24 protein-coding genes, 1 tRNA gene and 1 pseudogene (1 of these 26 cut by a window edge) are annotated in these 21,249 nt (G+C 45.8%); 17 read left to right on the top strand and 9 right to left on the bottom strand.

The window, feature by feature from the left end; all coding sequences use genetic code 11:
- Positions 1-27 precede the first annotated feature (27 nt).
- The 9 genes and pseudogenes from ACKU35_RS16005 to ACKU35_RS15965 form a co-directional block, all read right to left on the bottom strand.
- Positions 28-1,542: a type I restriction-modification system subunit M gene (locus tag ACKU35_RS16005; protein WP_319760752.1), complete on the bottom strand. Its 1,515-nt coding sequence runs from the start codon at positions 1,540-1,542 to the stop codon at positions 28-30.
- A gap of 4 nt (positions 1,543-1,546) precedes the next feature.
- Positions 1,547-2,029 (bottom strand): hypothetical protein, encoded by a 483-nt coding sequence (locus tag ACKU35_RS16000; RefSeq protein ID WP_324292728.1) that lies wholly within the window; start codon positions 2,027-2,029, stop codon positions 1,547-1,549.
- A gap of 266 nt (positions 2,030-2,295) precedes the next feature.
- Complete coding sequence (locus tag ACKU35_RS15995; RefSeq protein ID WP_319760749.1) at positions 2,296-2,700, bottom strand: hypothetical protein; 405 nt, start codon at positions 2,698-2,700, stop codon at positions 2,296-2,298.
- Positions 2,701-3,013: 313 nt separating this feature from the next.
- Positions 3,014-4,492, bottom strand: coding sequence for a site-specific integrase (locus ACKU35_RS15990; protein WP_319760747.1), 1,479 nt, complete (start codon positions 4,490-4,492; stop codon positions 3,014-3,016).
- 27 nt (positions 4,493-4,519) lie between these two features.
- Positions 4,520-4,708: pseudogene (locus tag ACKU35_RS15985) on the bottom strand (DUF6538 domain-containing protein); the annotation flags it as partial.
- An 88-nt stretch (positions 4,709-4,796) separates the two neighbouring features.
- Positions 4,797-4,887, bottom strand: a tRNA-Ser gene (locus tag ACKU35_RS15980).
- A gap of 97 nt (positions 4,888-4,984) precedes the next feature.
- The gene (locus ACKU35_RS15975) at positions 4,985-5,908 is read right to left on the bottom strand and encodes a sulfotransferase (protein WP_319760745.1); all 924 of its coding nucleotides are present in this window, start codon (positions 5,906-5,908) and stop codon (positions 4,985-4,987) included.
- A gap of 31 nt (positions 5,909-5,939) precedes the next feature.
- Positions 5,940-6,452, bottom strand: coding sequence for a nucleoside deaminase (locus ACKU35_RS15970; RefSeq protein WP_319760744.1), 513 nt, complete (start codon positions 6,450-6,452; stop codon positions 5,940-5,942).
- A gap of 96 nt (positions 6,453-6,548) precedes the next feature.
- Positions 6,549-7,358: a phosphoribosylformylglycinamidine synthase subunit PurQ gene (locus ACKU35_RS15965; protein ID WP_319760742.1), complete on the bottom strand. Its 810-nt coding sequence runs from the start codon at positions 7,356-7,358 to the stop codon at positions 6,549-6,551.
- Positions 7,359-7,644: 286 nt separating this feature from the next.
- Between ACKU35_RS15965 and ACKU35_RS15960 the strand changes: the two genes are divergently transcribed.
- The 17 genes from ACKU35_RS15960 to ACKU35_RS15880 form a co-directional block, all read left to right on the top strand.
- Positions 7,645-9,279: a CTP synthase gene (locus tag ACKU35_RS15960; RefSeq protein ID WP_319760740.1), complete on the top strand. Its 1,635-nt coding sequence runs from the start codon at positions 7,645-7,647 to the stop codon at positions 9,277-9,279.
- A 76-nt stretch (positions 9,280-9,355) separates the two neighbouring features.
- Positions 9,356-10,168 carry a 3-deoxy-8-phosphooctulonate synthase gene (kdsA, locus tag ACKU35_RS15955; RefSeq protein WP_319760738.1) on the top strand — a complete coding sequence of 271 codons (813 nt, stop codon included), beginning with the start codon at positions 9,356-9,358 and terminating at the stop codon, positions 10,166-10,168.
- On the top strand, positions 10,158-10,679 hold the full coding sequence (locus ACKU35_RS15950; RefSeq protein WP_319760736.1) for an HAD-IIIA family hydrolase: 522 nt from the start codon (positions 10,158-10,160) through the stop codon (positions 10,677-10,679). The genes kdsA and ACKU35_RS15950 overlap by 11 nt, the downstream gene beginning before the upstream one ends.
- Positions 10,680-11,270, top strand: coding sequence for an LPS export ABC transporter periplasmic protein LptC (gene lptC / locus ACKU35_RS15945; protein WP_319760734.1), 591 nt, complete (start codon positions 10,680-10,682; stop codon positions 11,268-11,270).
- Between the two features lie 14 nt (positions 11,271-11,284).
- The gene (locus ACKU35_RS15940) at positions 11,285-12,910 is read left to right on the top strand and encodes an LptA/OstA family protein (protein WP_319760732.1); all 1,626 of its coding nucleotides are present in this window, start codon (positions 11,285-11,287) and stop codon (positions 12,908-12,910) included.
- Positions 12,911-12,952: 42 nt separating this feature from the next.
- Complete coding sequence (gene lptB, locus ACKU35_RS15935; RefSeq protein WP_319760730.1) at positions 12,953-13,675, top strand: LPS export ABC transporter ATP-binding protein; 723 nt, start codon at positions 12,953-12,955, stop codon at positions 13,673-13,675.
- A 317-nt stretch (positions 13,676-13,992) separates the two neighbouring features.
- Entirely contained in the window at positions 13,993-15,408 is a 1,416-nt protein-coding gene (rpoN, locus tag ACKU35_RS15930) for an RNA polymerase factor sigma-54 (RefSeq protein ID WP_319760728.1), read from the top strand.
- Positions 15,409-15,456: 48 nt separating this feature from the next.
- Entirely contained in the window at positions 15,457-15,993 is a 537-nt protein-coding gene (gene hpf / locus ACKU35_RS15925; protein WP_319760726.1) for a ribosome hibernation-promoting factor, HPF/YfiA family, read from the top strand.
- A gap of 3 nt (positions 15,994-15,996) precedes the next feature.
- On the top strand, positions 15,997-16,446 hold the full coding sequence (locus ACKU35_RS15920; protein ID WP_319760723.1) for a fructose PTS transporter subunit IIA: 450 nt from the start codon (positions 15,997-15,999) through the stop codon (positions 16,444-16,446).
- Positions 16,447-16,541: 95 nt separating this feature from the next.
- Entirely contained in the window at positions 16,542-17,426 is an 885-nt protein-coding gene (gene rapZ, locus ACKU35_RS15915; RefSeq protein ID WP_319760721.1) for an RNase adapter RapZ, read from the top strand.
- Positions 17,427-17,455: 29 nt separating this feature from the next.
- Entirely contained in the window at positions 17,456-17,884 is a 429-nt protein-coding gene (locus ACKU35_RS15910) for a PTS sugar transporter subunit IIA (RefSeq protein ID WP_319760719.1), read from the top strand.
- A gap of 3 nt (positions 17,885-17,887) precedes the next feature.
- Positions 17,888-18,349, top strand: coding sequence for a PTS sugar transporter subunit IIB (locus ACKU35_RS15905; protein WP_319760717.1), 462 nt, complete (start codon positions 17,888-17,890; stop codon positions 18,347-18,349).
- Between the two features lie 13 nt (positions 18,350-18,362).
- Positions 18,363-19,061, top strand: a complete 699-nt coding sequence (locus ACKU35_RS15900) for a PTS sugar transporter subunit IIC (protein ID WP_319765422.1) — start codon at positions 18,363-18,365, stop codon at positions 19,059-19,061.
- 76 nt (positions 19,062-19,137) lie between these two features.
- The gene (locus tag ACKU35_RS15895) at positions 19,138-20,058 is read left to right on the top strand and encodes a manganese-dependent inorganic pyrophosphatase (protein WP_319760715.1); all 921 of its coding nucleotides are present in this window, start codon (positions 19,138-19,140) and stop codon (positions 20,056-20,058) included.
- A 167-nt stretch (positions 20,059-20,225) separates the two neighbouring features.
- Positions 20,226-20,453, top strand: coding sequence for a MoaD/ThiS family protein (locus ACKU35_RS15890; protein WP_319760713.1), 228 nt, complete (start codon positions 20,226-20,228; stop codon positions 20,451-20,453).
- A 144-nt stretch (positions 20,454-20,597) separates the two neighbouring features.
- Positions 20,598-20,951, top strand: a complete 354-nt coding sequence (panD, locus tag ACKU35_RS15885; RefSeq protein ID WP_319760711.1) for an aspartate 1-decarboxylase — start codon at positions 20,598-20,600, stop codon at positions 20,949-20,951.
- An 81-nt stretch (positions 20,952-21,032) separates the two neighbouring features.
- A protein-coding gene (locus tag ACKU35_RS15880; RefSeq protein ID WP_319760709.1) for a PEGA domain-containing protein crosses the window boundary here: on the top strand, positions 21,033-21,249 show its start. 794 nt of this gene lie beyond the right edge of the window; 217 of the gene's 1,011 nt are visible here — the first part of the coding sequence; its start codon is at positions 21,033-21,035; its stop codon lies beyond the right edge, outside the window.

Here is a 21,249-nt window from a genome sequence, read left to right as displayed (position 1 = left end):
GGTTGCGGTCCGGTGTTTATCTATGATTTAGGGTAAGTCGTACCCCAGCTCTTTTAAATATCCTTCCATCTCAACCTCAAGCTCGGCAAGCTCAGCCTTTAGTTCCTTGCGCTCTTTTAAGACCGCTTCGAGGTCTATTTCCGCTTCTTCCTCAAAGGTGTCCACGTAGCGGGGAATGTTCAGGTTGAAGTCGTTTTCCTTGATCTCGTCAAAGCTGGCGAGGTAAGCGTATTTGTCTACGCTTTCGCGTTGCTTGACGGTGTCCAGAATTTTCTGGATATTTTCGTCACGAAGGAAATTCTGGTTCTTACCATCCTGATACTCTCTTGAAGCATCAATAAATAAGACGTTATTGTCCTTCTTATTCTTACGGAATACGAGAATAGCTGCTGGTATTCCTGTACCATAGAAGAGTTTTTCCGGCAGACCTATTACGATGTCCAGCAGGTTCTCTTCAATCAACTGCCTGCGGATTTTACCTTCTGACGAAGCCCGGAAAAGCACACCGTGTGGAACAACAACTCCCATGCGTCCTGTGCCCGGTTTCAGGGTTTCAATCATGTGCAGGATGAATGCGTAATCGCCTTTGGTCTTGGGTGGTACACCACGGCGAAACCTGCTGAATTTATCTCCTTCAGCTGCTTCCTGTCCCCATTTGGCAAGAGAAAATGGCGGATTTGCGACAACGATATCAAAATGCTTGAGCTGGTCGTCACCATCAAGGAGCAGCGGATTGCGCAGAGTATCGCCCCATTCGATGCGATGGTTGTCTTCTGCATGAAGAAACATGTTCATCTTGGCGAGTGCCCATGTGGAACCGATTGCCTCCTGACCGTAGAGGGCATACTTGCGGTTGTTGAAGCGTTCCTTGATCAGCCTTGCGCATTTCATCAAAAGAGATGCTGATCCGCAGGCGGGGTCACATATCTCATCACCTTCCTGCGGGTTAACCAGTTCAGCTATGAGCTGAGATACTTCCGGCGGCGTATAGAATTCTCCGGCTTTTTTGCCGGATGTGGCAGCAAAGTGCTTGATGAGAAATTCATAAGCGTTGCCGATGATATCCAGATTGCCGATGCGGGAAGGGCGCAGGTTCAATTCCGGCTTGTTGAAATCCTCCAGCATGTGTCGCAGGATATCGTTCTTCTGCTTATCGTCACCGAGCTTGGTGGAGTTGAAGCTGATGTCCTGAAAGACGTCATTCAGCTTGCCCATGTTAGCTTCTTCAATGGCGTGCAGTGCTTTGTCGATACGTTCTCCGTTGCCTGCTTCAAAACGGCGTTCATGCAGTGAGTAGAAACTTGCTTCTTTAGGCAGTACAAACCGCTCGTTTTTCATCATTTCTTCAATGAGTTCTGGAGCGTCGCCATATTCATCTTTATAGGTGTCGTAATTGTCCTGCCAGACATCGCTGATATATTTCAGGAAGAGCATGGTCAGTACGTAATCTTTGTAAGCACTGGCATCCACAACGCCCCGGAACGTATCACATGCGTTCCAGACTGCATCGTTAACTTCTTTCTGGCTTATGCGTGAAGTCACTTAATTACCTCTTAAAGTCTTTATTCGTATTGAGTATTCTTGAAGCCACAGAGCGGATTTCCTGCTCACGGTTAGCTATTAATTTACTGTAGATTGCCGCTTCTTTTCTTGCTGCGAGAGCAAGATTGATGACGGCCTTCTGTTCTGCCATTGAAGGAATCACAATGGGAAGGTCTGACAGTACGCCTTTGCGAATACTGCGTTGTGCAGAGCCTTCCGCTGAAATGCCGAAATAGCGCTGTGCTGGAATCTGATTCATCTGCCAAGCTGCAAATGCAGGTAAGATTTTGGCATCAGGTTTGGTACGTAATAAGAGAAAATGCGGAGAAATAACACAGTTAAAAGGGACATCCTCAAGAAATACTGCGATGTTTCTACTGCCTCGTATTAAGAATAAAATGTCATCTTGTTGAAGCCAGTTTGGTTGCCGTCTTCCAGTCAATTCTGTTCTGATGAGTGAATCCCATTGAATAGAACAGTCGTCCATGACGTCCTTCATCTGGACAGCACGGGCCGAACCGTTATGAATCCCTTTTATACTCCCACGAAATGGGTGGGCAGGATGGATGTCAATGACATCAGATAATTTTAAAACTTTTACTCCATTCACAATGATGAAGATTGGATGAATTTAAAGAAGAGGTCAAGCCGAAATGAGAGTAAGTGAGTTATAATTAGAAAAATGTGTTGGAATCAGCTGAGGCCCCGAGCTAATAACCGGAGCCAACAGTGTTTTACTGAAAGTGCAGGGAGTTAGGATTCTGAAAGGATTTCATCCAGTGGTCGCCAGTTGGGGAAGCCTGTATCTCTTCCAATTGTAGCACAATAATTTTCTGGCTTTATTGAACCTTTCACCATCATAGCTCCATTGCTGGTGGCTTGCGTGTCTTTTTGGAGATCCAAATCTTTTATTGGGATTCGAATAGCAACCGGAATTGGAGAGTCTTCGTCCGATTTTAAACATGCTTGTTCTGCCCATCCCAATGCACTTCGCCAAGAAATATCGAAAAAGACAGCGCTATTGCAATGCCCTGCTGATACATATTGCTCTTCCCAGTTGCTGTTCAAGTCATTACGAAGCCCCTCAATTCGAATATTTTTCAGGTTGCTGAACTCCGTCCCATGATAGACGTAACGTGTGTATCCATTTACCTCCATCCATGATTCCAGTCGTGTGGCAAGTCTTTGTCCTGTTGAAGGTTCAAATGAATTACTTCCTTTTTTGAATACAGATACAGCTGATATTAACATTCAGTATAATTGAGACGTTGTATTCAGTTTAGCAATTGCCTGTGTCAGAATATCAATGTGAAGACTGCCAATATTGATATCCCAACAGGTATGTCTAAGACCATCTACACATTCTATAAGAACTTCGTTCAGTGATAATTCAGCAGCATTTGCTTTTTGCTTTGTGTTCGATATTTTTCTCATAAGGTGTCACAGTCTAATTTGTGTATTTAGATGGAATTTATTTCTTCAACAAATGACTCAAATCCAGCATCTCATGAAAGTCGATCTTCGCAACAACATCATTTAGAAGCGTATCAACAGGATAATTGCCTTCGTAGTTCGCAGTTACATCACTGAATTCACCTTGCTCATGTCCTACAACTTCTTTGACCTTGTATCGAGGAAGATCCAGAAGTTTAGCGCGGGTTATGAAAGTGTGCCTGAAGGAATGGAAAGTAACATCACTAACTCCTTCCTGTGCACCTACATTCTGCTTGCGGCGAAATCTGGTGAACCATTTGGATACGGCGTGTGAGTATTTTCCTTTTACGTCTGGCGATAAATCTGGAAATAGTTTTTTATAACCACGTTTTTTCAGTTTACCGAGGAACTCAAGAAAGCCCAGTTCATTAATAAGATACGGATGCAAGGGAACGACTCGCTTTCCAGCCTCTGTTTTTACATTCTTACCTTCACCCTCATCGTTAATATCGAAGTACCAAACGCCTGAATCTTTTCTGATGTCTGAAAGGCGTAACTGACAGATTTCTTCGATTCGAGCTCCACTGAAAAGAGCGAGCAGGGGAGTCCAGTAATGCCAGTCCTTACGCATGTAACGTTTTGAGTATGCTTCTGGACTGAAAAGCTGTTTGAGTTCTTTTTCCGTAAATGATCTGCGTTGTGATTTCGTTTTTGTCTTGCTTTTAGGAACTTCAAGGACTTTGTTGAGGCGGCTGACTTTCTCTACCATACCTTCGAGTTCTGCCCAGTTGAGAAACGTTCTGACAGCGTTAAATCGCGTTTGCAGAGTTTTAGGTTTATAAAGATCCTGCTCAGGGACTTTCATTTTCAGCAACTGAGCTAAGGATTTCCCTTTATAGCGCTTCGTCCTTGTTCCGGGGAGCTTTTGGAGGTTCTTCCAATAGCTTTGCATGTGATCACGTGTGAGTTGGTTGATATGAATTTTACCGTGTTTAAGGTGAATCATATCCGCGAATTGACGCAGTTGAGGCGGTATGTCTTTACGGCTTGAAGCTCCCCACGGGTTAGGACCTTCTGTCTTGAATTGAATGTATTTTTCAATAGCTTCCTCGATCGTCAGCGAAGGGGCTTGCTGCTCGACCTGAGGAGTCTGAGCTGGTGTATTATCCTCTTTGAGGATTTGCATGAACCCTGTTTTACGAATGGCGCCGAGGAAGCGTGCTTCGACTTCAAGAAGGGCGGCGCAGAATTCTTTGTATTCTCTGGAGTCCTTGCTGAATTCAACTTGTTCAGTTTTTAATAGGCTATCAGCTCGTTTTTCAACGCGCTTGAAATTACAGCACTCCAGATCTTCCAGAGCATCTGTTTCAAGCATAGACATCTGTTCGTTTCGTTTATCCAGTTCTTCAAGATCCCATTTGCGGGAGAGTCTGTAGCCTCGTTCTTCTTCAAGGGCTTCATCAAGCCATTGGTGGGCAAGTTTTTTTATTGTGTCACGGGAAAGTCTACCTGACATGACGTCTTCCCTCCTTCTTCGAAATTCATCAAATATAGCATGAGAGGTAGAGGCCAGTTTTATAGCTTTAGGCCGTGCTTCTTTCAAGTATCTGGTATTGAGAGATTTCTTGATTTCAAAGAAACCGACAATAGGTTGAAGGTCACTCGGAATTCTGATTCTGAAATACAGGCCGTTCCGGTGTTTGGTGAGGTAGGATGGTGCTGAAAATGACAAAGGACATTCCTCCTTGTGTGTACCCGCATTGTGTACCCACAGCCCAAAATGGGCTAAAAAGGAAGAATGTCCAATAATATTAATGACTTGGCGGAGAGGGTGGGATTCGAACCCACGTATGGTTTCCCATAACTCGATTTCGAGTCGAGCGCGTTACGGCCGGACTTCGCTACCTCTCCATCATACCGTGGCAGAAATTAAGCTTCCCGCCTTAATGGAGGATTTTGTATAGCGATTCTTAGGCTATTTCGCAAGTTCAAATGGAAGATTATTTAATCAGCATAGCTCTTCTTGCACAATGTTTTGTAAATTCGTGCTGAAAAGTTTTTTGCCGTACCCTATGGTGCGGGAATTCACGTGTTTTTTTAGTGGTCCGGTCGACATCATTTTTGAATCAAAAGCCCATTTGTCTACGATACGTTTAGCTTGTTCATTGTTAAAATCAGTATGTACGAATTGCGCAATTTTTGTGAAATATTTTGCTGGATCAGATTTAATGTCTTCGTATCTAACGGTTAAAACTGTTGTTTTGTCTGATTTATATCTTTCAAATTCCATGTCCATGTATTTCCAATCATGAACAAGCTTTTTTATAGTTTCGGATGTTATAATATCGCCATCTCTGTCCTGCTGGTATGAGTCAATCTTCAAAAAGTCATTTATTGTAAAGATAGTTGTAGCCGCATCTGCTCTGGAATTTTTGGTTGAGCGATAGAAATGCATCGTGTAGGAAGCCATAAAATCATACAAATTTCGGTGTAGGAAAATTATTTTAGATTCTGGAAATGTTCTTTGTATACGAGAAAAGACATCTACCGAAAGCGAAGTCGTCTTATCTCCTATGGTTGAACTTTCTTTTTTACGCAGTGAAAAACATTTGTTTACAATTTCACGTACCGCATGCTCCGTTAGAGTTGTGATTACTCGTTCTTTGTTGTCTTCAGAAACATAATTACGCATTTCAATCGTTTGTATGTCTACCAGAGTTTCAAGCCAGTTGTTTTTTCTTTCAGAAACATAATCCCCCCAGTTGTAGATAGATGAATAAAGTGAATCATAGAGTGAAGGTGTATTTTTTAAACCGGAGGCAAAAAAGAGACCCTCTCCCATACAACTGATTCCTTCAACGCTATTCAGCATATTCATAATCCATGTTGAGCCTGTTTTGGGGAGTCCGGTCAGAAAAAAATATTGTTTCATTTTAATGTGATCGCTTTTAAGTTTATGGCATCTATTTCCTGCGTTGCTGGAAAAAACTTTGCAGCATGGCTTTACATTCGTCTTCGCAAACCCCGCCAATGGTCCAGAATTTGTGGTTGGCGAAAGGGAGTTCGCTGCCTTCAAGGTTGGAGACGACGGCCCCGGCTTTAGGGTCCGGTGCTCCGAAAATAACGCCCTCAACTCTGGAATGTATGATTGCCCCTAAACACATGATGCATGGTTCAAGAGTTACGACTAAAATGGTCCCGCGTGGTAATCTGTAATTATCCAGCGCCTTGCAGGCGTTGCGGAGGCATCTGACTTCGGCATGAGCTGTGGGGTCATTGTCTGCCACCGGGGAATTCTTTCCAGTGGCGAGCAGTTCACCATCAGCAGTAAACAGCGCGGCCCCGATCGGGACTTCATCGTTTTGACGGGCTTTGAATCCGGACCTGATTGCGACATCCATCATTGAGCGCCATGTCTGGCCCTGCGGTGGTTCTGCCGGCGGATTCCCTCTGGTAATAATTTTATTGCTATTCATAATAAAAAAGGAGAAGGGATTTGGGTCCCTCCTCCTGATTGGTAATTTTTATTCGGTGGTAACATGGCCTGATAGCGGCATCTTACAACTCTTAATTTACAAAGACTTAATGTAATTAACGCCGCCTTCAAGCAGTGCCAGCCCGAGGGTGGGGATGTCTCCACGAGTCCATTTGGGATGGTTGGTGGGATGGTTGAATGCTTCAGGATGCGGCATAAGTCCGAGGATTCGTCCTGTGGGATCGGTCAAACCGGCGATTCCAAGAGGAGATCCGTTGGGGTTGGCGGGGTAGTCCATGGTTACTTCGCCGGATTCGGGGTCGATGTACTGTACCGCGTGCAGGTTGTTTTCAACAATTTTATTCAGCATCTCATCGCTGGCGGGGATGATTTTTCCTTCGCCGTGACGGACAGGTACGTTTAAGGTGTCTATTTCCTTGGTAAAAACACAAGGAGAGTCGGGGTTAGCCTTAAGGTGTACCCAGCGGTCTTCGTATTTTGCGGAATCGTTGTAGCTCAGTGAAACCTGACGGGTAAAGTAATCGCCGCCTACAGCAGGTAGCAGGCCGAGTTTTACCAGCAGCTGGAATCCGTTGCAGATTCCGAGGATAATTCCGCCGTCCTCGAAAAATTTCTTAATCTGATCCACAAGCGGGGTTCCGTCTGCGGTTTGAGCGTGTTTCCAGCGGAGTGCAGCAGCCTGAGCCGCTCCGAGGTCATCGCCGTCCAGAAATCCGCCGGGAAAAATAAGGAAGTTATATCCTTCCAGAGTTTTTTTGCCAGCGGCAAGATCGGAAAAATAAGTGATGTCTACTTGGTCTGCGCCCGCTTTCTTAGCGGCATGAGCAGACTCGTGTTCACAGTTGGTTCCGTAGCCGGTAATGACCAAAACTTTAACGAGGGCCATATATTTTTGTCCTCCAGATGTTGACAATAGAAATATTCCAAGACTATTTAATGCCTGTTTAGAAGAGAGGAACATAATTGCGGGTCAGCTTCCCGTCAACAGTCTATATTCCTCAGGACGTACCGCTAACACATTTTTTCGAAGTGGGATACGCCTGAATATAGTTTGTTAGCGGGGTGGGACCTTTTTTGTTTTTTTCCTGATTACCGACTTTATTCGCTGTCCATTTTGTTTTATGTAACAGCGATATTTTAAAATAAATTGTCCGCCACGGGACGGGAGCGTTATGAAAACCAAATTTATATTCATCACCGGGGGCGTATTGTCCTCACTTGGTAAAGGGCTTGCAGCAGCATCCATCGGCGCACTTCTGAAGGCTAGAGGGATGACCGCAACCATTCAGAAGCTTGATCCTTATATCAATGTTGACCCCGGCACTATGAACCCCTTCCAGCACGGGGAAGTCTACGTGACTGACGATGGAGCGGAAACTGACCTCGACCTTGGCCACTACGAGCGTTATCTTGATGTTGCCCTGAGCCAGAAGAATAACATGACTTCCGGCCGTGTTTACCACAATGTAATCACTAAGGAACGTCGTGGCGATTATCTTGGCGGTACTGTGCAGGTTATTCCTCACATTACTGATGAGATCAAAGAAGCCGTGAAAAGTGTTCCCAACGGTGAGGATGTTGCCCTCATTGAGATTGGCGGAACTGTCGGCGATATTGAAGGTCTGCCTTTTCTCGAAGCTATCAGGCAGTTACGTGCTGAACTGGGAAGCGAGAATGTTCTTTACATCCACCTGACTCTCGTTCCGTATCTTGCCGCTGCCGGTGAAGTTAAAACCAAGCCTACTCAGCATTCTGTCAAGGAATTGCGCAGCATCGGTATCCATCCCGACATTATTCTCTGCCGTAGTGAAGTTGATCTCGATGAAGACATCAAACGTAAGATCGCTCTTTTTTGCGATGTTGACCGTGACGCTGTTTTTACCGCTGTTGACGTTAAATCCATCTACGAAGTTCCGTTAAGTTTTTATCAGGAAGGTCTGGATCAGAAGATCGCCATCCTGCTCAAACTTCCGGCCAAGAATTGCAATCTTGAACCATGGAAGGACCTGAACTACAAACTTAAGCACCCTAAAGGCTCAACAACAATTGCCATTGTCGGTAAATATGTTGATCTCAAGGAAGCATATAAGTCCCTGCATGAAGCGCTTATCCACGGTGGTGTTGCCAACGAGGTTGAAGTTAAACTGCGCTACGTGAATTCCGAAGAAATCACTCCTGAAAATGTTAACGAGAAAATGGCCGGTATTGATGGCGTTCTCGTTCCCGGCGGTTTCGGTAACCGCGGTGTTGAAGGTAAGATTACTGTTATTCAGTATGCCCGTGAAAACAAGGTTCCTTTCTTCGGTATCTGCCTTGGCATGCAGTGCGCGGTGATCGAATATGCCCGCAATGTCTTGGGCATCAAGGGAGCCAATTCCGAAGAGTTCAATCCCGGCGGCAATGATAATGTCATCTACCTGATGAAAGAATGGTATGATTACCGCACCAAGAAAACTGAGAACCGTTGTGAAGAAAGCAACAAAGGCGGCACCATGCGTCTTGGTGCTTATCCCTGTAAGGTCATCGAAGGGACTAAAGCAATGGACGCTTACGGTCAGGCCGAAATTCAGGAACGCCACCGCCATCGTTACGAATTCAACAAAGAAAAATTTGCGGACCAGCTCGTGGAAGCAGGTCTCGTATTGAGTGGCCTTTCTCCTGATGAATCTCTGGTTGAAATTGTGGAAATTGCCGATCACCCCTGGTTCCTCGGTTGTCAGTTCCATCCGGAATTCAAATCTAATCCCATGCATGCTCATCCGCTGTTCAGGGATTTCATTAAGGCTTCCCGCGATAATAAAAAATAAAAATTAACTCTTGATTGCCCGGAAGTACTGGTACGCAGTATTTCCGGGCAACCTCATATCTGGAGGGTAGTTTATTTTGACCCCCGATGAATTATATAAAAAAAGTTTGCAGGGACCGTTTGTACTGGCGGGACCTTGTGCGCTGGAAACCATAGATGTCGCCCTTAAGTCCGCTGAAGTCTTGGCTGACATTGCTTCCCGTCTTGATTTGACGATTATTTTTAAAAGCTCTTTCGACAAAGCTAATCGGACCTCTATTACCTCATTCAGGGGGCCGGGCATGGAGGAAGGGCTTAAATGGTTGCAGCGGGTGAAGGATGAAACAGGACTTCCCGTTGTTACCGACATTCATACTCCTGATCAGGCCGCGGCTGTCGGTGAAGTGGCCGACGTCATTCAGATTCCCGCATTTTTGTGCCGCCAGACCGATCTTTTGGTCGCCGCCGCCAATACCGGCCGGGTTATCAATGTAAAAAAAGGTCAGTTTCTTGCTCCGCATGACATGCGTCATGTTGTTGGTAAATTGCGTGAGGCCGGAAACGAACGTATCTGGCTTACCGAACGCGGGGCGTCTTTCGGCTATAATAATCTTGTAGTAGATATGCGGTCTATGGCGATAATGAAAGATCTCGGCTGCCCGGTTGTTTTTGATGCCACTCATTCCGTGCAGCTGCCGGGAGGACTGGACGGTAAGTCCGGCGGTCAGCGTGAGTTTGTGCCCGTATTATCCCGGGCGGCTGTGGCTGCGGGGGCATCCGGTGTCTTCATGGAAACCCATCCAGATCCGGACTGTGCTCTTTGTGACGGGCCCAACAGCTGGCCTCTTGATCGCGCCGAAGACCTGATCAAAGATCTTATGGCGGCATGGAGCGTGGATTATGTCTGCTAGGCAGCGTGCGGAAAATATTAAATTACTCATTCTCGATGTTGACGGAGTGCTTACCGACGGTGGTCTTTATTATGACCATGAAGGTAATGTCATGAAGCGGTTCAACGTACAGGACGGTCTGGGAATTAAGTTCGCTCAGAAGGCCGGAATTGAACTGGCTGTAATTACCGGACTTAACCATGGCGCGGTGGAAAAACGTGTTTCCGAACTGGGCATTACCGACTACTATCCCGGTCAGCGTGAGAAATTGCCCTTTTACGAAAAGCTGCTCAAGGACAAGGGACTAAAAGATGCCGAGGTCGCCTACATAGGTGATGACTGGATCGACGCTCCGGTAATGCTTCGTGTTGGATTGCCCATGGCGGTGAAGAATGCTCAGCCTGAAATTTGTGGTATATCAAAGTGGATTTCCAGCCGTGAAGGCGGGCATGGCGCTGTACGTGAAGCTGTTTCGTTTATCCTTGACGCACAGGGCAAGTTAAGCGAAATCTGGAAAGAGTGGGCAGACTAGATGGGCCGTCTAGGCTTAATTTTAAATTTGATACTGGCCCTTTTTTTAGGGCTTTGCAGCGGAACCCTGCTGGGCAAAAAATACGGAACTTTTCCGCATATGGCCCGTGGCGTGGTGGAGAGTCCGCTGGTGGCTAACCAGAATCAGTCCGATATTTCTGCTGAGGAAATTGAGCTTATTCAGGGAACAGGCGGAGATATCGAATGGGTTCTCCGGGCGGGGAGCGCGGATTATGATCAGGAAAAAGGTCTGGTTATTGCTGATAAACCCCGGGTTACATACTATCTTGGACGGGACCGTAAAGAAGTTTTTGTCAGTGCCTTGCACGGTGAGGTAAGCCAGAAAGGTCATGGACTTAAGCTCTGGGATCATGTGGAAGGAAATTATGGCGATATGGGCCTCGTGGCTGATCGTCTTGATTTTAAGCCCAAGGATAATCTGCTTTTTCTGGAAGGGAATGTGAAGGTACAGAGTCCGTCTGTTTATATTACCTCCAATCGGGTCAAGGTAGATCTAATCACTCGTGAAATAATGATTGAAGACGGAATGGAAGCCCTGATTTCACCGGACATGGTGGTAATGCCTCAATAGAAGCGAGCATTCATTTGATAAAATTATTTGAAAATATTTCATTTTTGCGCGGCAGGTCCGTACTTGTTTTTCTTTCTCCGGTTTTTCTGTGCGTGCTGTTTTTTCTGGCCTTTGTTTCAGGCAGCACCACTGCTCTCGCCTATGATAAATCCGATGTTAAAATTTCCCGGACTATAGCCAATGTCCGTGCAAATCCTGACTTGAAGTCTCCGGTGGTCTGGGTGCTTTCGCCGGCTGAAAAGTTTATGGTCGGCAAGGTTCAGGGAAGCTGGTATCCGGTTTATCCTGTTTCAGATGCTAAAAATATGAGTCCTGTCGGTTATGTTTCCGGAAAAATAGTTGTACCGGCCCCCGAAAACGGCCCCTTCGTTGATTGGGGGGATGTGCGGTACGTTGGTAAAGATCTTAAATTTTATCTGGAACGTACTGTAAAATCTTCCACCGCAGGTATGCTTAAGTCCGGGGATAAGATCAAGGTCGGGTTTCTCCGGGATGGCTGGTATGCTGTTTTCAAGGGAGATGCAAAAGTTGTCAGTGAGGCTGATGCCCTCGGTTATGTAAAGCAATCCGCCATTGATATAGTTAATGACAACGCCCGGATAAGGTATGCCGTCCGCCGGATTAATGTGATTGAAAAACCTGTAGCCACTTCCAAGGCCGTAGGTATTCTTAATCCCGGTTTTCGTGCTCAGGTAGGTGCGGAGAAGGGCGGTATGTACGAGCTTTACCGTATCGATACTATTGTAAAGGACGATACACCGGTTTGGGGTTACGCATGGGGACCGTTTCTTGCGCCTTATCCTAAAAATCTGGAAAAGGCCCAGATGGCGGGGATTGATGCCCGCAAGGCCGAAATTAAGGCTGAAAAAGAAAGAAAGGATCAGCAGAAACTGAAGCGGGACAATGATCTGGCCGCCATGGAAGAAGCCATGGATGAAATTTTGGTTGCTCCGGTAAAGACCAAGGTCCTGTATTCCACTGCGGTGCTCAATGTCCGCTCCGAGCCGAATGCCAAATCACTTATTGTTGATAAACTGGATTTGGGTGAAGCTGTGACTGTAGGGCAGGAAGAGGGCAAATGGTATCCCGTTTTCAAATCCGGAAAAGATGATAAGCTCAAACGTGTGGGCTATGTTTACGGTACTTACCTTAAAGCCGACGCTCCGGTTGTCAAAAAGGAAAAGCCGCTCAAAAAACGTGTTCCGGGCGGCCCGGATGAAGTTCCCATCAAGATTACCTCCACTAAAATGACTTTCAGCGAAAATCGCAACCGTATTACTTTCGCCGGCAATGTGAAGGTTGTCCGGCTTGATGTGACTCTCACATCCGATACCCTTACAGCATACCTTCGTCCTGACGGTGATTCCCTCTCCGATACCCAGGATAAGATCAAGAAGATTGTGGCCGGGGGTAACGTCAAGGTTGTAATGAAGAAACGTAATGGCAAGTGCGATAAGCTTACCTACGTAGTTGGCGATTCTATCATTTATATGAATGGTAATGCCGAGTTGCAGGACGGGCCTAATAATATTCAGGGTGATGAGATTAAATTTTACCTGAAGGATAACCGGGCAGAGGTGGTCGGCGGCAATAAGCCCATTGAGGCTATTTTCTATACCCCGAAAAATGTGTCTCCGTAGGCGATACAATCAAAAGCGCGACGCGCATCAAAAGGGAAATATATGTCTTCGATTATCGCCAAAAAACTGGTCAAGAATTACGGGCCCAAAGAGGTTGTCCGCGGAATAGGTTTGACCGTGCGCGAGGGCGAGGTCGTGGGGCTGCTCGGGCCTAATGGAGCAGGTAAAACCACTACTTTTTATATGCTTGTGGGGGTGGTGAAGCCAACTTCCGGGGAAGTTTATTTCAATAAACAGCAGATAACCCGTCTGCCTCTGCATGAGCGGGCTCGTCTCGGGCTCAGTTATCTGCCGCAGGAAAGTTCAATTTTCAGAAAACTTTCTGTTCGCAAGAACCTTGAGATCATCATCGAGCATACCGGGCTGTCAGGTAAAGAAGTGCCCAAGAGGGCGGATGAACTCTTGGATCAGCTTGGGATTCTGCGTTTGGCAGACCAGAAGGCCATGTATCTTTCCGGTGGTGAACGGCGTCGTCTGGAAATTGCGCGGGCCATGATCAACAACCCTAAATTTATTCTGCTTGATGAGCCTTTTGCCGGGATCGATCCTATCGCAGTCATTGATATTCAGGATATTATCTCCACGCTGAAGGATATGGGGCTGGGAATTCTTATCTCGGATCATAACGTGCGTGAAACTTTATCAATCTGTGACCGGGCTTATCTTGTCTACGAAGGCCGTGTGATTCTTAACGGCTCGCCGGAAAATATTGTCAAAAACACCAAGGCGCGCAGATTATATCTTGGAGACAGTTTCAGTCTTTAGCTGCGCTACTGAAATATGTGATTTATCAGCCGGGATTCTTTTATGAATTCCGGCTTTTTTTATCAAAGTTTGATTAATTTAGTCTTTGTTGATTTACAGTCTGCCCGAACATTGGTACACTTTTTTCATGCGCAAAAATTTTGTGTAAAAAATCCATAAATATCAGATAATTCAGAGGTCTTTGTTGCATGTTGCAAATGGATGTGGCATAGTTAAATCAAGGCTGGGGGATAAAAGATTATTTTTTTTATTGCTTCAGTGTGCAACTGACTGAAATGAAATGAATTTGAGAATATATTACAAGGTGGCCTGAATATATGGGATTGGAACTAAGACAACAATTAAAGCTTACGCAACAGCTGGTGATGACTCCCCAGTTGCAGCAGGCGATCAAGTTGTTGCAGCTTTCCCGTCTAGAGCTGATGGATACCGTTCATCAGGAACTGATGGAGAATCCTATCCTTGAAGAAGCTGAAGCGGCGGAAAGAACCGATGCCGCTGACGCTGAAGCAGGAACCGCTACGGCGGAAGAGGCTCAGATTTCCAAGGAGGCCGAGTGGGAGAATTATCTCGGAGAATTTTCCAGCACCTCCAAACAGTCCGCTTCTCGTGAGTCGGAGTCTTATGAAGAGGGTACTTCCTTTGAAGCCCGTCTGACCAAGGCTGCTTCTCTTGAAGGACACCTTCATTGGCAGATGAGTCTTTCTGATTTTACTGCTGAAGAACGAGTTGTCGGCGAGTGTCTTATAGGCAATTTAAGCTCTGGTGGTTTTTTACGGATTGACTTGGAAGATGTCTGCGAAACATGTTACGCTGAAATCGAAGACGTAGAAAAGGTTCTTCACCGCATCCAGCGTTTCGATCCGGTCGGTGTGGCTGCGCGGACTCCGCAGGAATGTCTGCTTATTCAGCTCGAGGCCTTGAAACTTGACGATGATCCTATTCTGGTCTCACTGGTCCGGGATCATCTGGATGATCTTGAAAAGAAGCGCTATAAGCCGCTGGCACGTAAATTCAAGCTCAGCATGGAGGATTTGAAGAGTTATCTTGACCTGATGCAGACGCTTGATCCTCTGCCCGGAGCAAGTTTTTCAAGCGGAGACTCTTTCTATGTCAGCCCGGATGCTTATGTTTATGAATATGACGGTGATTTTGTCATCGTGCTTAATGAAGATGGTCTTCCCAAACTGCAGATGAATGCATTTTATGTGGAGACGCTGGCATCAACCAAGGGAGACGACAAGGAATATTTTCAAGACAAGATGCGCTCCGCACAATGGCTGATGAAGAGCCTGTATCAGCGGCAGCGTACTTTGTATAAGGTTTTAGAATCCATAGTGAGATTTCAGCGCGAGTTTTTCGCTCAAGGTGTTACCAAGCTTAAACCGCTTATCCTTAAAGAGGTGGCTGAAGACATCGAAATGCATGAATCCACTGTGAGCCGGATCACAACAAATAAGTATGTTTCGACTCCGCATGGAATTTATGAACTAAAGTTCTTTTTCAATAGTGCTCTCGGTCTGGATGACGGATCTCAGGTCGGTTCCGAGTCCGTCAAGGCGACGATCAAGAAATTGATCAGTGAAGAAGACGGAAAGAAACCACTCAGTGACGAGAAGATCGCTGAGATTCTCAAAGAGAAGCTGGAAGTCAATATCGCAAGAAGGACCGTGGCCAAGTATAGGACTGCAATGGGAATACTCTCCTCGTCCAAGAGGAAAAAAGTATTCTAGCAGTCGGAGAAATTAAAGCATATTCACCCTTTACTAAGGAGGCTCTCTATGAACGTAGCATTTACTTTTAAGAATTTCGACGCATCCGAACATCTTAAGGAATATGCAAACAGCCGTTTCTCCAAGTTGGTAAAGTATGTAAGCAACCCTGACAATACTGACATGCAGGTTAAGCTGTCAGTGGATAAGTTCAGGCATGTTGCGGAAGTTGTTTTGACTTCCGACCATTTGCATGTATCTGCTTACGAAGTGTCCGAAGACATGTATTCTACCGTGGATATGGTTCTGGACAAGCTTGAATCTCAGCTTCGTCGTGCGAATGAAAAGACGAGGAGTCACAGGCGTAAGGATAGTGCTCCCGCCCGTATGGACATCCTCAGTTATGGTGAGGCTGAGTATAGGGAACCTGTAATTGTGGAGTCTGACTCCTTTGTTCCGAAGCCTATGACTATTGATGAAGCAGCAGAACAGCTGCAGACCCTTGACCATGAATTCCTCGTTTTCCGTAATGCGGATAACGAAGCTATAAATGTAATTTACCGTCGCAATAACGGCGATTTCGGCTTAATTGACCCGGGATACTAACTGATGAATATATCTGATAATCTGGCGAAGGATCTTGTTGTCTATGAACTGCAGGCCACTGATAAGGGTGGAGTTCTGGAAGAGATGGTTTCTACACTCAAGGACGCAGGTCTCGATATTGATGTGGAGAACTCGCTCAAGGTCCTCAATGATCGTGAAAAACTTGGAACAACAGGAATAGGGGATGGCATAGCCATCCCCCACGGAAAATTGGACAGCATTGAAGAGATTGTTGTTGTCGTCGGCCGCTCAAGCGCAGGGGTTGACTTTGAATCTCTGGACATGCAGCCGTGTAAGATATTCTTTATGGTGCTGGCCCCCGAGCAGGGGGCCGGTACCCATTTAAAGGTACTGGCGCAGATTTCAAGGCAGCTCAAAGATGAGGCCTTCCGGCAGGCTTTTATAGAAACCGGGGATAAGGAGGAATTGCTCCGACTCCTCGGCATAGCATAAGCCCGAACCAATTTGAAAATTTAAAATATACACATTAGCAATGAACTCAGGTCATTGCTAATTTTTTTTGTAGGCTGCAATTTAAGGAGGACAAAGTGGTATCTGCTGATGATCCGTTTCCAGTGATTGTTGTTACCGGGTTGTCCGGTGCTGGTAAATCTACGGTTTTAAAAGTTTTTGAGGATTTGCGTTTCTTCTGTGTGGACGGACTCCCGGCGGGAATGCTTTCACGTCTGGTTGAGCTTTTTAATACCCGTGATAATGCCTACCGGGGGATTGTATTGGGCATGGACCTCCGTCAGCTGGAGTTCAGCAGCGACTGGGAAAGTACCCGTGAAGAATTAACCAAAATGGGATACTGTCCCAGCATTCTTTTTCTTGAAGCCCGTTTACCGGAATTGGTGCGCAGGTATGCCACTACTCGTCGTCTTCATCCGCTTGAATCCAGAGATTTCGGGCTTGAGCAGGCGTTGGAGCAGGAAAAAGCTATCCTTGAAGCTGTTCGGAACCAGGCTGATCTGGTCATTGATACCACTACCTATTCCATACACGACCTGCGCCGCAGGATTCAGGAAAAGTGGGCTGAATTGAGTGAAAGGCCGCGCGGATTACGTGTTCACGTCATGTCTTTCGGCTTTAAGCACGATGTTCCTACTGCCGCGGATATGGTCATGGATCTTCGCTTTTTACCCAATCCTTATTTTGAGGAAGAGCTTCGTCCTCTGTCCGGGCAGGATAGGGCTATCTCGGATTACGTACTTGGTTCAGAACCGGGCTCAATTTTTATTGAGAAATATCTCGATTTCCTGCAATATGTGCTTCCCCTTTACGAGTCGGAAGGGCGCTACCGGCTGACCATTGCCGTAGGCTGTACCGGGGGGAGACACCGGTCCGTTGCAACTGCTGAGAGGATATTTGCAACTCTCAAGGATAATGGTTACTCTGTCTCCCTTGAACACAAGCATATCCATTTAAAATAGTTTTGTAGCTGAATATATCGGGAATTTTGATGGACATAGAATCAAGCAAGAACGGAATAGTTCTCGTTACCCATGGTAATTTTGGGCAGGCGCTTATAGAAGCGGGAGAATTAATTGTAGGACCGCAGGAAGGGGTCAGATCCCTTTCTGTTGATGTCGAGAAAGGTATTGACGCCGCTGTGGATACTTTAAAAAAAAGTATTGCCGAAGTTAATAGCGGGAGCGGTGTTTTGATTCTTACCGATATGTTTGGCGGGACTCCTACAAATCTCAGTCTGTCCCTGTTGCAGGGAGATCATATCGAGGTTGTTACCGGGGTCAGCCTGCCTATGCTCTTGAAGGCATTTCAGATGCGTAACGAGTCTTTACAGAAAATGGCTGAAGAAGTCAGTAAGGCCGCTGCCAAAGGTATTGTAATTGCTGGCGAAATGCTGCGAAAACGAACTTCTAAAGGATAGGATATGATGTGGGTGAGAATTGATAACCGACTTGTTCACGGGCAGATAATCGAAACATGGCTCCCGTACACCCACGCCAAGAATATAGTGGTGGCCAATGATGCCGTCGCCGGAGATGATTTGCAGCAGCAGATTATGTCACTCGCTATTCCGCACTCGGTCAACTACACATTCTGCTCTGTAGAGGATTTGAATAATAAAGTTATAGGCTTGGCAGAAGGGAACGGCAGCACCATTATTCTCTTTTCTTCATGCGGCGATGTACGCAGGGCACTTGATGCCGGATTTAGATTCAACACAGTTAATATCGGCAATATTCATTACGGACCAGGTAAAAAACAGATTTCCCCCAGTGTGGCTTTGAGTTCTGATGATGAGTCCTGTCTCCAGTATTTCAAAGGACAGGGTATTGAACTCGACTTTCGCTGCGTTCCCAATGATCCTGTTCAGGTGAGGTTTTCATGAGTCTGTTTCAAGGATTGGCATTGTCGTTTCCTGTCTGGGTTGCGCTAGTCGGTTTTTTTTTGCGATTTTTTCGCTCTTCCGTTTTACTATAAATCCCGGCCTTCTTGAGCGTCCCCTAGTTGTCGGTGCCTTGTGGGGCGCTGTTACCGGAGATGTAACCACAAGTCTCAAGATTGCAGTATTTTTTGAGCTTTTCTGGCTGGATAATATCCCGGCAGGAACCTATATCCCCCCCCATATCCTGGCTTCAACATTTGCCGCACTGGCCCTGACCACTTCATTTGCTTTTACCGAAGCACGTCAGGTTATGGTTATCTTGTTGGCCTGTCTGCCCCTTGCCCGCATCGGCGGATGGTTGGATTATTCTCTCAGGCAATGGCATAACCGCGGCCACAATAAGTTGATCGGCTGGGCACGTAAGGGAAAAGTAGGTGATCAACTACCGCAAAAACTGGTTTTTCGGTCAATCTTAAGAACTTTTGTCACTTCTTGGCTTTTTTTCTGGACAAGCACCATCATCCTTCATTATATGCTTTGTATATTTTTTCACAAATGGGGGCCGCTGGTCGCCGGAGTGGATATGAAATGGTCTTTTTTATGGATAGCTGCCAGTCTCGGAGGGCTTCTGGCCCTTAGATTGCGTAAGGCCTACGCCACTTTTGTCTTCGGAGTGGTTATAGTGGGTTTTATTCTCATTGCCGGGATTCTGTAGGGTTGGCATTAAAAAAAGATTGTGATAGAAGACACAAGCTCTATTAAGCTACCATATTTCTTAGGAGGAAATTATTATGGCTATTATCGCAGTAGGACACAAAAACCCCGATACCGATACCATTGCATCCGCAATCGCAATTGCTGACCTTTGGTCCAAAGCTAAAGAAGAAACCAAAGCTGTTGCTCAGGGCGAAATCGCTCCTGAAACCGCATTTGTTCTGGAAAAATTCGGTTGCGCAGCTCCCGAAGTAGTAACTGACGCTACTGATCAGAAAGTTATCCTCGTTGACCACTCTGACCTCGCTCAGTCCATGGACAACCTTGATAAAGGTGAAGTTGTTGCAGTAGTTGATCACCACAAACTCGGTGATGTTACTACCCCCAACCCCCTCGAAATGTGGGTATGGCCCGTAGGTTGTACCGGTACCGTTATCAATGCAATGTACAAATTCTACAATGTAGAAATCCCCAAAAACATTGCTGGCGTACTTCTCTGTGCTATCCTTTCCGACACCGTTATGTTCAAGTCCGTAACCTGCACCGAAGCTGATAAAGAAGCTGTTGCAGAACTGGCTAAAATCGCTGGTGTTGAAGACGTTATGGCTCTCGGAATGGAAATGTTCAACGTGAAGTCTGCTGTTGCTGGTGCTTCCATGAACGAACTGATCTTCCGTGACTACAAAGATTTCGATATGTCCGGCAAAAAAGTTGGCATCGGCCAGCTCGAAGTTGTTGATCTGTCCGTATTCAACGACATCAAAGATGACCTCTACGCTGAACTTGAAAAAGTTAAAGCTGACGGCCGTCACAGCTGTTTCCTGCTGCTTACCGACATCATGAAAGAAGGTTCCGAAATGCTTATCGTTTCCGATGATCCTTCCGTTGTTGAAAAAGCATTCGGCGTTGCTCCCGAAGGTACCAAAGTATACCTCGAAGGCGTAATGTCCCGTAAAAAACAGGTTGTACCTAACTTCGAGAAAGCATTCTCCGCATAAGTTAAGTATAATATGCTTATTTGGGTCCGGCAGAGTCTCTCTGCCGGACCTTTTTTTTCGCTGAATATTATAGAGTTGATCTACGGGGAGTTTTTTTTTACATTTTTATTTTAAAGCCGTGACTCTACGAGGAAACCTGTCTTCTTAATTTATACAAATGGGGACGTATGAAAATTACCCTGCTTTGCTACGCCACCTTTGCGGTTAAATGTCCAGAAAATTCTGATGCATATCCCATTGCCGAGGGAGATACTGTTTCAGATGTTCTCCGGAAAGTTGAGATTCCGATCGAAGAGGTCAAAATTGTTTTTGTAAACGGTGTTTCCTGTAAGTTTGACACTAAACTTAATGACGGTGATAGAGTTGGTGTTTTTCCCGCTGTTGGTGGCGGATGATATTATTACATCATCTTAGCTGTTTATTATCTTCTCTGACTGTTTGACCAAAAATTAAAGTATTATTTATTATATTGATAATCTCTTTTTTGCGTGCTAACGGCTTATCCGGTCAGGAAAATATAAGTCCTGAAGGAGGAAGCTATGGGCAGTCGTTGCCTTTTAAAATCAAAGATCCACAGAGCGACTATTACCGACGCAAATGTCGATTATGAAGGGTCGATTTCAATTGATGTGGATATGCTCGAAAAAGCCGGTATCCTTCCCTTTGAGCGGGTTGACGTATTAAATGTCAATAACGGGGAAAGACTCACTACATACGCCATAGAGGGCGGTCCTGGTGAGTTTTGCTTAAACGGTGCAGCCGCACACAAGGGTGAGGTTGGGCAGAAGATCATTATTTGTTCTTATGCGTGGCTGGATGAAGATGAACTAGCTCTTCATAAACCACAAGTAGTCCTGCTCGGTGACGGGAACAAAATTAAAAAAGCTGAATAGCTAAATTATAAAGGCGCGGATTTCCGCGCCTTTTTTTATTTTTAGATATGATGTACATGTAGCAGAGAAAGGGAGGGTTTAATGAAAAAAAGATTTATTGCAATTTTTTGTGGGCTTATTGCTACGGCAGGGTGTACTCCAGCCATTCAGACTCAATCCATACCGGTTTCGACAAACCCCATGGGGGCAACTGTTTTTGCAGATGGTAAAGTTTCCTGCACTTCGCCCTGTACTGTTGAGCTTCCCCGTAATGCTGATCATATCATTACAATCAAGAAAGATCAGTTCCGCCAGCAGG

The sequence above is a fragment of the Maridesulfovibrio sp. genome (genome assembly GCF_963676065.1).
Lineage (GTDB): Bacteria > Desulfobacterota > Desulfovibrionia > Desulfovibrionales > Desulfovibrionaceae > Maridesulfovibrio.
This window is presented reverse-complemented; position numbering and strand designations above follow the sequence as displayed.

Bases quoted from the DNA above. Each gene is read 5' to 3' on its own strand.
- ACKU35_RS15920 (WP_319760723.1), top strand. From the start codon at position 15,997: ATGAATATATCTGATAATCTGGCGAAGGATCTTGTTGTCTATGAACTG.
- ACKU35_RS15965 (WP_319760742.1), bottom strand. From the start codon at position 7,358: ATGGCCCTCGTTAAAGTTTTGGTCATTACCGGCTACGGAACCAACTGT.
- ACKU35_RS15970 (WP_319760744.1), bottom strand. From the start codon at position 6,452: ATGAATAGCAATAAAATTATTACCAGAGGGAATCCGCCGGCAGAACCA.
- rpoN (WP_319760728.1), top strand. From the start codon at position 13,993: ATGGGATTGGAACTAAGACAACAATTAAAGCTTACGCAACAGCTGGTG.
- ACKU35_RS15895 (WP_319760715.1), top strand. From the start codon at position 19,138: ATGGCTATTATCGCAGTAGGACACAAAAACCCCGATACCGATACCATT.
- hpf (WP_319760726.1), top strand. From the start codon at position 15,457: ATGAACGTAGCATTTACTTTTAAGAATTTCGACGCATCCGAACATCTT.
- ACKU35_RS15995 (WP_319760749.1), bottom strand. From the start codon at position 2,700: ATGGAGGTAAATGGATACACACGTTACGTCTATCATGGGACGGAGTTC.
- lptB (WP_319760730.1), top strand. From the start codon at position 12,953: ATGTCTTCGATTATCGCCAAAAAACTGGTCAAGAATTACGGGCCCAAA.
- ACKU35_RS15960 (WP_319760740.1), top strand. From the start codon at position 7,645: ATGAAAACCAAATTTATATTCATCACCGGGGGCGTATTGTCCTCACTT.
- lptC (WP_319760734.1), top strand. From the start codon at position 10,680: ATGGGCCGTCTAGGCTTAATTTTAAATTTGATACTGGCCCTTTTTTTA.
- ACKU35_RS15950 (WP_319760736.1), top strand. From the start codon at position 10,158: ATGTCTGCTAGGCAGCGTGCGGAAAATATTAAATTACTCATTCTCGAT.
- ACKU35_RS15975 (WP_319760745.1), bottom strand. From the start codon at position 5,908: ATGAAACAATATTTTTTTCTGACCGGACTCCCCAAAACAGGCTCAACA.
- ACKU35_RS15990 (WP_319760747.1), bottom strand. From the start codon at position 4,492: ATGTCAGGTAGACTTTCCCGTGACACAATAAAAAAACTTGCCCACCAA.
- ACKU35_RS16000 (WP_324292728.1), bottom strand. From the start codon at position 2,029: ATGGACGACTGTTCTATTCAATGGGATTCACTCATCAGAACAGAATTG.
- ACKU35_RS15910 (WP_319760719.1), top strand. From the start codon at position 17,456: ATGGACATAGAATCAAGCAAGAACGGAATAGTTCTCGTTACCCATGGT.
- ACKU35_RS15905 (WP_319760717.1), top strand. From the start codon at position 17,888: ATGATGTGGGTGAGAATTGATAACCGACTTGTTCACGGGCAGATAATC.
- ACKU35_RS15890 (WP_319760713.1), top strand. From the start codon at position 20,226: ATGAAAATTACCCTGCTTTGCTACGCCACCTTTGCGGTTAAATGTCCA.
- panD (WP_319760711.1), top strand. From the start codon at position 20,598: ATGGGCAGTCGTTGCCTTTTAAAATCAAAGATCCACAGAGCGACTATT.